An 8,394-nucleotide genomic window follows, 5' to 3' on the forward strand; every position below is an offset into this window, starting at 1 on the left:
CAGTACCGGGGCCACACTGGGAATCCCGACCCTTCTAGTATCAACGTCAGTACCGACACATAGGCTTCGATGACAGGACGAAGTTGACGACAGGATGTCATCGACGACAAGTCGGGCAGGCGCAGGGAAGGGAGGTGAGGACGACCCTGGAATCGGCCGTGAGGACACCGGAAACGGAGTCGAATGTGACACGCCGACGACGCGCCCACAACCGAAATTTTTATCTGTGGACAAGTGTTGAAAACAGTGTCATCCGAGGGAGGCGAACGCGGCATTTCTGCTCCGAATCCCAGTGTCCTCGCAGGTGATCGAACTACATCAGTGTCATTCATGACCTGTGGATGACTGTGGACGGTTTGAACACAGGGTGTGGACGGTCGAAACAACACTGGTGTAACACTGGATATAGGGGTAGAGTCGAACCCGAACACAACATCTAGTGGTCACACTCGGGGCTGGTCTGCGTGATATTCGTCATTGCGGAGGTCGTGAATCCGGTGTGGGCACGCCGTGAAATCTAAGCCAGAGTGCAGAATTGAGGAGTCGCAATGATCACCGTGTACACCAAGCCAGCTTGCGTCCAGTGCAATGCCACCTACCGTGCGCTCGATGCCAAAGGTCTGAAGTACAAATCGGTCGATCTCAGTGTCGATGAGAACGCCCTCGACGTCGTCAAGGCCATGGGCTACATGCAGGCTCCCGTCGTTGTCACCGACAACGACCACTGGTCAGGTTTCCGTCCGGACAAGATCGCCACCCTGGCCGGAGAGCAGACTTCGGTTTCCGTCGTGGCCTGACATGCTTCTGGTCTATTACTCGGCCAGTTCCGAGTACACCGACCGCTTCGTCGGCAAGCTGGCGCACCCGTCCCGACGGCTGCCGCTGCTGACAAAGGATGAGACGTTGATGATCGATGAACCGTTCGTCCTTGTGACTCCCACCTACGGGGCCGGCCCCAACCGAGGCGCAGTGCCCAAGCAGGTGATCAAGTTCCTGAATATCGAATCGAACCGCCGCCATCTCGTCGGCGTCATCGGCGCCGGAAATACGAACTTCGGCGAAGAATACTGTCGCGCGGCACACAAGGTGGCCGCGAAATGCAATGTACCCGTGCTGTATCGCGTCGAACTCCTCGGAACCCCAGAGGACGTCGAGGCAGTGAATTTAGGATTGGACAAACTGTGCGCGAGCTCGCTGAAGACCGCAATGTAGAAGACATCATCCGCGAAGAGACGGATCTTGACTACCATGCGCTCAACGCCATGCTGAACCTGTACGACCAGGACGGTCGCATCCAGTTCGAGCGTGACAAACAGGCTGCCAGGCAGTATTTCCTGCAGCATGTCAACAACAACACCGTCTTCTTCCATGACCTCAAGGAGAAGCTCGACTACCTCGTCGAGAAGGAATACTACGAGCCCGAAGTCCTCGATCAGTACTCCTTCGACTTCATCGAAGAGCTCTCGAAGCGTGCCTATGGTCAGAAGTTCCGGTTCCAGACCTTCCTCGGCGCTTTCAAGTTCTACACCTCCTACACGCTGAAGACCTTCGATGGGAAGCGCTACCTCGAACGCTTCGAGGACCGCGTCGTCATGGTCGCGCTGTTCCTGGCTCGCGGCGACGAGACGCTGGCCACCCAGCTCGTCGACGAAATCATCACCGGTCGTTTCCAGCCGGCCACGCCTACCTTCCTCAACGCCGGCAAGAAGCAGCGCGGCGAGCTCGTCTCCTGCTTCCTGCTGCGCATCGAAGACAATATGGAGTCGATCGGCCGCTCCATCAACTCCGCACTGCAGCTGTCCAAGCGCGGCGGCGGTGTGGCGTTCGCTCTGACCAACATCCGCGAGTCCGGTGCTCCGATCAAGAAGATCGAGAACCAGTCCTCGGGCGTCATCCCGGTGATGAAGCTGCTCGAAGACTCCTTCTCCTACGCAAACCAGTTGGGAGCACGTCAGGGTGCCGGTGCCGTCTACCTTCACGCTCACCACCCCGACATCTACAAGTTCCTCGATACCAAGCGTGAGAACGCCGATGAGAAGATCAGGATCAAGACCCTGTCGCTGGGCGTCGTCATCCCGGACATCACCTTCGAATTGGCCAAGCGCAATGAGGACATGTATCTCTTCAGTCCCTACGACGTCGAACGCGTCTACGGTGTGCCCTTCTCCGACATCGACGTCTCGGACAAGTACGAAGAGATGGTCGACAATGCCGCCATCAAGAAGAACAAGATCAACGCTCGCGAGTTCTTCCAGACCTTGGCAGAGATCCAGTTCGAGTCCGGCTACCCGTACGTCATGTTCGAAGACACGGTCAACAAGGCCAACCCGATCGACGGCAAGATCATCATGTCGAACCTGTGCTCGGAGATCCTCCAGGTCTCCGAGCCCAGCAAATACGACTCCGATCTCGGATACGACGTCGTCGGCAAGGACATCTCCTGCAACCTCGGTTCGCTCAACATCGCTCTGACGATGGACTCGGAGAACTTCGGGCAGACCATCGAGACCGCGATCCGCGGGCTGACGGCCGTCGCAGAGACCTCGGACATCCAGTCGGTTCCCTCGATCGCCCGCGGCAACGACATGTCGCACGCCATCGGCCTCGGTCAGATGAACCTCCACGGCTACCTCGCCCGGGAGCATGTCTACTACGGATCCGATGAGGGCCTCGACTTCACGAACATGTACTTCTACACCGTCGCTTACCACTGTGTGCGGGCGTCGATGGAGATCGCGAAGGAACGCAAGACCGCCTTCGCCGGATTCGAGAGGTCGAAGTACGCGAGCGGTGAATACTTCGACAAGTACACCGACGAGGTGTGGGAACCGCGCACGCAGCGTGTGGCGGGCATGTTCGCCGAGGCGGGTGTGCGGATTCCGACGCAGGACGATTGGCGCGAGCTCAAGGCCGCGGTGGCCGAACACGGCATCTACAACCAGAACCTGCAGGCTGTTCCGCCCACCGGATCGATCTCCTACATCAACAACTCGACCTCGTCGATCCACCCGGTGGCCTCGAAGATCGAGATCCGCAAGGAAGGCAAGATCGGGCGCGTGTACTACCCGGCTCCCTTCATGGACAACGACAATCTCGAGTACTACCAGGACGCGTACGAGATCGGTTATGAGAAGATCATCGACACCTATGCCGAGGCCACGAAGCACGTGGACCAGGGCCTGTCGCTGACCTTGTTCTTCATGGACACCGCGACGACTCGTGACATCAACAAGGCGCAGATCTATGCATGGCGCAAGGGCATCAAGACCATCTACTACATCCGGTTGCGTCAGCTCGCGCTGGAGGGCACTGAGGTCGATGGCTGCGTATCCTGCATGCTGTGACCGATGAGTTCGGCGGACCGGTGAGAACTGGTCCGCTGAACGCGTGGTTCGGGGTCTGCGCGCGATGCGGCCCCGGGCAGAAGACATTCTTCGTCTGCTGGGCAGACCACCTGTACGTGCGGCGTACCCGTAAATGAGAAGAGAGATGGAAACGTTGGAGAACCTGACTTTGGCCTCGCATGTCGACGCCATCAACTGGAACCGTGTCGTCGACCCCATCGACGATGACGTCTGGGACCGCCTGACCGGAAACTTCTGGCTGCCGGAGAAGGTGCCGTTGAGCAATGACGTCCAGTCATGGGCAACGCTGACCGAAGAGGAGAAGACGCTGACGATGCGCGTCTTCACCGGTCTGACTCTGCTCGATACGATTCAGGGCACCGTCGGTGCGATCTCCCTGATTCCGGATGCGGTGACTCCGCACGAGGAAGCCGTGCTGACGAACATCGCGTTCATGGAGAGCGTGCACGCGAAGTCGTATTCCTCGATCTTCTCGACCCTGTGCTCGACGAAGGAGATCGACGAGGCTTTCCGCTGGTCGCGGGAGAACACCTACCTGCAGGCCAAGGCCGACATCATCCTCAGCTACTACCGAGGCGATGACCCGCTCAAGCGCAAGGTCGCCTCCACGTTGTTGGAGTCATTCCTCTTCTACTCGGGGTTCTACCTGCCCATGTACTGGTCGGCACACGCGAAGCTGACGAATACGGCCGACCTCATCCGCCTCATCATCCGCGACGAGGCCGTGCACGGCTACTACATCGGCTACAAGTACCAGAAGGGCTTGGAGTCGCAGTCCGAAGAGCGCAAGCAGGAGCTCAAGGACTACACCATGAATCTCATGTTCGAGCTCTACGAGAACGAGGTCGCCTACACCCATGACCTCTACGACTCAGTGGGTCTGGCGGAGGACTGCAAGATGTTCCTCCACTACAACGCCAACAAGGCACTGATGAACCTCGGGTACGAAGCGATGTTCCCGAAGGAGGTCACGGATGTCAACCCGGCGATCCTCGCGGCTCTCTCGCCCAACAGCGACGAGAACCACGACTTCTTCTCCGGCTCCGGTTCCTCCTACGTCATCGGCAAGGCCGAGAACACGGAAGACGACGACTGGGACTTCTGAAGCACCAGGTCAGCGGCCCATCCAGGCAGAAATGCTTGGTTGGGCCGCTTTCGTTTATTCACTCACCGTCGGCAGCGGAATCGTTCTCTGCCCACGTTTTGCCCATACTTTGTTTCCGAGCCCGGTCCATTCTCTCGGCCACGTCGTCCACATCTGTGTCGAATAGATCGCTGTACACGTCCAAGGTCATGGCTGCGGAGGAGTGCCCGAGCATGTTCTGTACGACCTTCACGCTCGCGCCGGCAGACACCGCGAATGATGCCGCCGAATGTCGCAGATCGTGGAAGACGAAGCCCTCAGGCAGTCCGGCCTTCTTCCTCACGGACAGGAACCACGACTCTTGATTCTTTGGCTCGGCGAGGTCTGGGATCAGGAGTCCGTCCGGCTCAGCCTTGAGCGTGAGTGCACGGAACTGGTCGTGCATGAATTTCGGATATCCCACGGACCGTTCCCGACCGTTCTTCGATACTTCAGCGCGGACCTTCACTCGGCGAGATTTGAGGTCAACATCGTCGGGCGTGAGTGTCGCGATCTCGTTCCACCGCAAACCCATGTACGCGGCAACGTAGATGACGAATCCGTACCGGCCGCGCTGTTGCCGCAGGTGGTGCTCATCGGCGGCCTGTGCCACCTTCTCGACTTGCTCGTAGGTGAGGTACACATTCTTGCGATGGGACAGTCTGGGAAGGTTCTTGGTTCCGCTAGCAGGGTTCCTGGAGATGAGGTGGTCGTCGACTGCCAGCTGCATGACCGCTTGGAGAACATAGTGGGCGCGGCGGACCGTGCGAGCCTTCCGCTTCTCCGACAGCGCAGACACCCAATTGCGAACTTGGGACCGATGTACGCGATTGACGGCGAGGGCGCCGAACTCCGGGTAGATGTGAATCCTTAGGGCGGTCTCGTAGACGATCCTCGAGGAGGGCTTCACGCTCACGGTCTTCAACCAATGCGCGCCGAGTTCTCCGACGGTGATCGTCCCCTTGGTGGGGTCGACGTAGTTGCCCTCGAGCTTCGAGACCTCAACGGTGTTGAGGAAGACCTGTGCTTCTCTCTTCGTTCTGAAGCCGCGGCGGTCTGTGGGTTTACGATCCGGTTTCGTGTACCGAACCCTGTACCGTCGGCCCTTCTTGGTTTCGTAGGGTTCGATCGTTGCCATAACCTATCCGTTCCGTGCTTGCCCGATCAGTCGGAGCAGCACCTTCTCGTGTGGGTGCAGGAACCGTAGTCGGTCTTCGAGCACCTCGGGTATGACGTTGAGCTCGTCTGCCGCCTCGTGAGCTGTGTGGGCCCATCGGAAGATGTCGACGAGGTCATCCCAGTCGATGAGTTTTCGGGCAGTCAGTCGACGCGCTGCTTGCTCTTCTTTCGGGTCGTCGCAGTTCGTATGCCCGAGATCGATGTGTGCTTGCTCGTGTTGGACAGCGCATCGTCTCTCGACTTGCAGTAGGTCGGCGTCGAGCCAAATGGCGTTGTTGCCGTTTGTGGCGGCTATACGAGTGTCATTGAACTTGGTGCGATGCAGGACAACGCCGTCCCCGCGCTCACGTAGCTCTCTCCATGGATGGTGCATACCTCAAGACCATAGTGATGGTCGCTGACATGACGCATGTGGTTCCTGATAACTGCTTGGAGTTGCGTGTAGCACGGCGTTGTCACTTGTTTCTCTGTGTCCCATCGTGGGACACTAGGCATGTCAGTGAGAAAGTCGCCAGGGGCGAATTTCCCCAGGAGGGATAGCTGACGATAGGGGACTCCCAGGTGGGGTCCCCTCTTACGTTCCCCAGGGATAAAAGACCGGGCCACCCTTGATCGGTTCGACATAATCAAGGTGCCAATGGTCCTCTTTGCCCTTAATCCTTTGGTGGGTTGCCCACAAGCAGTAATCTGCAGCTTGTATGCCGATGCTGGACTGGGCGTCCCAGACTGAAACTACAATTTTTCCTCCGAATTGTGAACAAACATCTTTGACCGCGCTCCGTGCCTCTGCGGCTCGCTTGCGAGTGTTGAAGCTTCCCACCACTACGTGAAGGTCGTCTGAGATGGCGCGATATCGATCGATCAAATACTGGATGTGCAACTTCCACGCGATTTTATAGAGGTACATATCGCCCTTTGACTGAACTCGGGGATACGCGTTGTCCTTTTTTAGCAGCGTTGCATGGAACTCTTCACCGTGAGCTTTGACGAGCTCGAAGAAGGCCTTTTTTGTAGAGTACTTGTCGTCGCGACAGTGGAAGCCTTTTGTTAGGTCGACTCCGTCAACTGAGAGCGTGTGCCTGAGTACCTCGGCGCGATGAGCTAGTTCGCCAAGCGGCTCAAGAGACGCAATCGACCCGAATCCAAAGAACGGCTGCTGCTTGTCTTTGTATTCGATAGTGCCGAGCTCGTCGACCCAGACGTGGACAGTACTCATTCCCGGTCCTCCGGATCTTGACTCCCATCGTCACCGGCAGTGTCCTGGTCTTCCTCGCCGCGCTTGTCCGCTTCGTCCTTCTGCTTCTTGCCCCGATTTGGTGCACGGTACGCAGCGGTGTCGGTTGCTGGCGGGGGAGGGACTAGCGAATAGACGTTGTCGCCAGCCGCGTCGTTTTCATCTACCGCAAGCGGCTTGTTGCCGTTGCTTATGGGGGTGGGACTGTCTGCATTTCCCTCACCTGCCTTCGTGTTCGCAACCGCCAGTTGGCGGATGATCTCATTCACAGCCGATCGCTGAGAACGCGTGAGCAAGTTTGCTGATTCGTCCGGCTCGAAGTCCCCGAGGTCAGGGGCAATTCCGGCCAACCGACGAACCTCATTCGACGGCAATCGTAGGACGAATGCCAATGCTTCGAGAGTCGCCGGATCCGCAGTAGCTGGATGCGAACCGTTGGTGTACACGGTGGCCGAATAGTTCGACAGCCGGTACCCGCTGGCTTGTGCGAGCTCGGACATCTTCCGTGTGGAGATGCCGAGCTTGTTCTTCGCTGCTGCTAGACGATCGGATAGCTCGCTCACAAGGATCACTTTCATGCAGGTGGTCTGTATATACAAACTTACCCTTGCCAGTCCTGGCACGGAACTACAACGCTGTAATTCGTTGATACCAAGCTGTATATACACATTTCTCAATCTGGGACTTGCCATGCCTTGGAAAGCGCTAGACGCTAGATCTATCAACAAGGAGGTGAACATGAAATACAAAGTCAACCGACGGATCTTCAATCAGTACCTGGCGGAGGAAGTTCGAGAGCACGGATCTGAGCGCCGAGTCGCAATGCGAACCCGCCTGTCGCACACGCTTATCCAGTCGCTGCGCAAGGGGTTCGAGACCACCAAAGATGGTCGCCGCATCCCAAAGACTCAGGTGAATCTGGCGACCGCTCGCAAGATCGAAGCGGCGTGGGGGATCCCGAGGGAAGTGTGTTTTTTGCCCGATGTGCTAGATGCTCGATCAATCAACGCGGCATAGGAGCCGACATGAACCAAGACAAAGAAAAGACCCCCGGTGCGGGAACACCGAGGGCCAACGATCCAGAAAGGACCAACAACATGAACCAGGATACCAACTCGGGACCAATCAAGCCGGGACAGGCAGTTCGAAGCGAACTCGACGGCACGCTCGGAGTCACTACCTCTATCCGGAACCGTCACGGCTGGATATCGGTGATGTTCGTCGGTGCCATTGGAACCACAAAGTTCCGTGCCTATGAGCTGTCAGTCGTCGATCTAGTCGAGGCGGGGGCGGCATGAACCCGACAGGAGACGACCTCCGACAGACCGGGCAGCACATCGTCATGGTCAACGATTCGGTCGATGCCAACGCGGGCAAGATCATCCGGGCAACGCTCCTCCGCTTCATCGAGACAGGCCAGCAGTTTTCAGCCGATGAGGTCCGTGAAGAACTCGAAGCCAACGACCTGGTTGCTCGGGCCATGTTCAAACGCC

The 8,394-nt window shown here is 57.8% G+C and carries 10 protein-coding genes; 7 read left to right on the top strand and 3 right to left on the bottom strand.

Annotation, left to right across the window (positions count from 1 at the left end; translation table 11 throughout):
• Positions 1 to 548 precede the first annotated feature (548 nt).
• From nrdH to nrdF, 4 genes are all read left to right on the top strand, one after another.
• Positions 549 to 797, top strand: coding sequence for a glutaredoxin-like protein NrdH (nrdH, locus tag L0G76_RS12005; RefSeq protein WP_092106910.1), 249 nt, complete (start codon positions 549 to 551; stop codon positions 795 to 797).
• 1 nt (position 798) lies between these two features.
• Positions 799 to 1,212 (top strand): class Ib ribonucleoside-diphosphate reductase assembly flavoprotein NrdI, encoded by a 414-nt coding sequence (nrdI, locus tag L0G76_RS12010; protein ID WP_092106912.1) that lies wholly within the window; start codon positions 799 to 801, stop codon positions 1,210 to 1,212.
• Positions 1,213 to 1,217: 5 nt separating this feature from the next.
• A complete protein-coding gene (gene nrdE / locus L0G76_RS12015; RefSeq protein WP_304357442.1) occupies positions 1,218 to 3,344 on the top strand; it encodes a class 1b ribonucleoside-diphosphate reductase subunit alpha in 2,127 nt (708 codons plus the stop codon).
• A gap of 145 nt (positions 3,345 to 3,489) precedes the next feature.
• The gene (nrdF, locus tag L0G76_RS12020; RefSeq protein ID WP_304357436.1) at positions 3,490 to 4,470 is read left to right on the top strand and encodes a class 1b ribonucleoside-diphosphate reductase subunit beta; all 981 of its coding nucleotides are present in this window, start codon (positions 3,490 to 3,492) and stop codon (positions 4,468 to 4,470) included.
• Positions 4,471 to 4,528: 58 nt separating this feature from the next.
• Here nrdF and L0G76_RS12025 read toward each other — a convergent pair whose 3' ends face one another.
• The 3 genes from L0G76_RS12025 to L0G76_RS12035 form a co-directional block, all read right to left on the bottom strand.
• Complete coding sequence (locus tag L0G76_RS12025; protein ID WP_304357437.1) at positions 4,529 to 5,626, bottom strand: tyrosine-type recombinase/integrase; 1,098 nt, start codon at positions 5,624 to 5,626, stop codon at positions 4,529 to 4,531.
• A 615-nt stretch (positions 5,627 to 6,241) separates the two neighbouring features.
• Entirely contained in the window at positions 6,242 to 6,883 is a 642-nt protein-coding gene (locus tag L0G76_RS12030; RefSeq protein WP_304357438.1) for a DUF3800 domain-containing protein, read from the bottom strand.
• Entirely contained in the window at positions 6,880 to 7,479 is a 600-nt protein-coding gene (locus tag L0G76_RS12035) for a hypothetical protein (protein ID WP_304357439.1), read from the bottom strand. Before L0G76_RS12035 ends, L0G76_RS12030 begins: the two co-directional genes overlap by 4 nt.
• 160 nt (positions 7,480 to 7,639) lie before the next feature.
• Between L0G76_RS12035 and L0G76_RS12040 the strand changes: the two genes are divergently transcribed.
• The 3 genes from L0G76_RS12040 to L0G76_RS12050 form a co-directional block, all read left to right on the top strand.
• Positions 7,640 to 7,918, top strand: coding sequence for a hypothetical protein (locus L0G76_RS12040; protein WP_143924230.1), 279 nt, complete (start codon positions 7,640 to 7,642; stop codon positions 7,916 to 7,918).
• Positions 7,919 to 7,926: 8 nt separating this feature from the next.
• Complete coding sequence (locus L0G76_RS12045; RefSeq protein WP_304357440.1) at positions 7,927 to 8,199, top strand: hypothetical protein; 273 nt, start codon at positions 7,927 to 7,929, stop codon at positions 8,197 to 8,199.
• A partial coding sequence (locus L0G76_RS12050) for a hypothetical protein (RefSeq protein WP_304357441.1) occupies positions 8,196 to 8,394 on the top strand: 199 nt, incomplete at its 3' end. The genes L0G76_RS12045 and L0G76_RS12050, both read left to right, overlap by 4 nt.

Origin of the sequence: Brevibacterium picturae (assembly GCF_030453725.1) — a bacterium.
Lineage (GTDB): Bacteria > Actinomycetota > Actinomycetes > Actinomycetales > Brevibacteriaceae > Brevibacterium > Brevibacterium sandarakinum_A.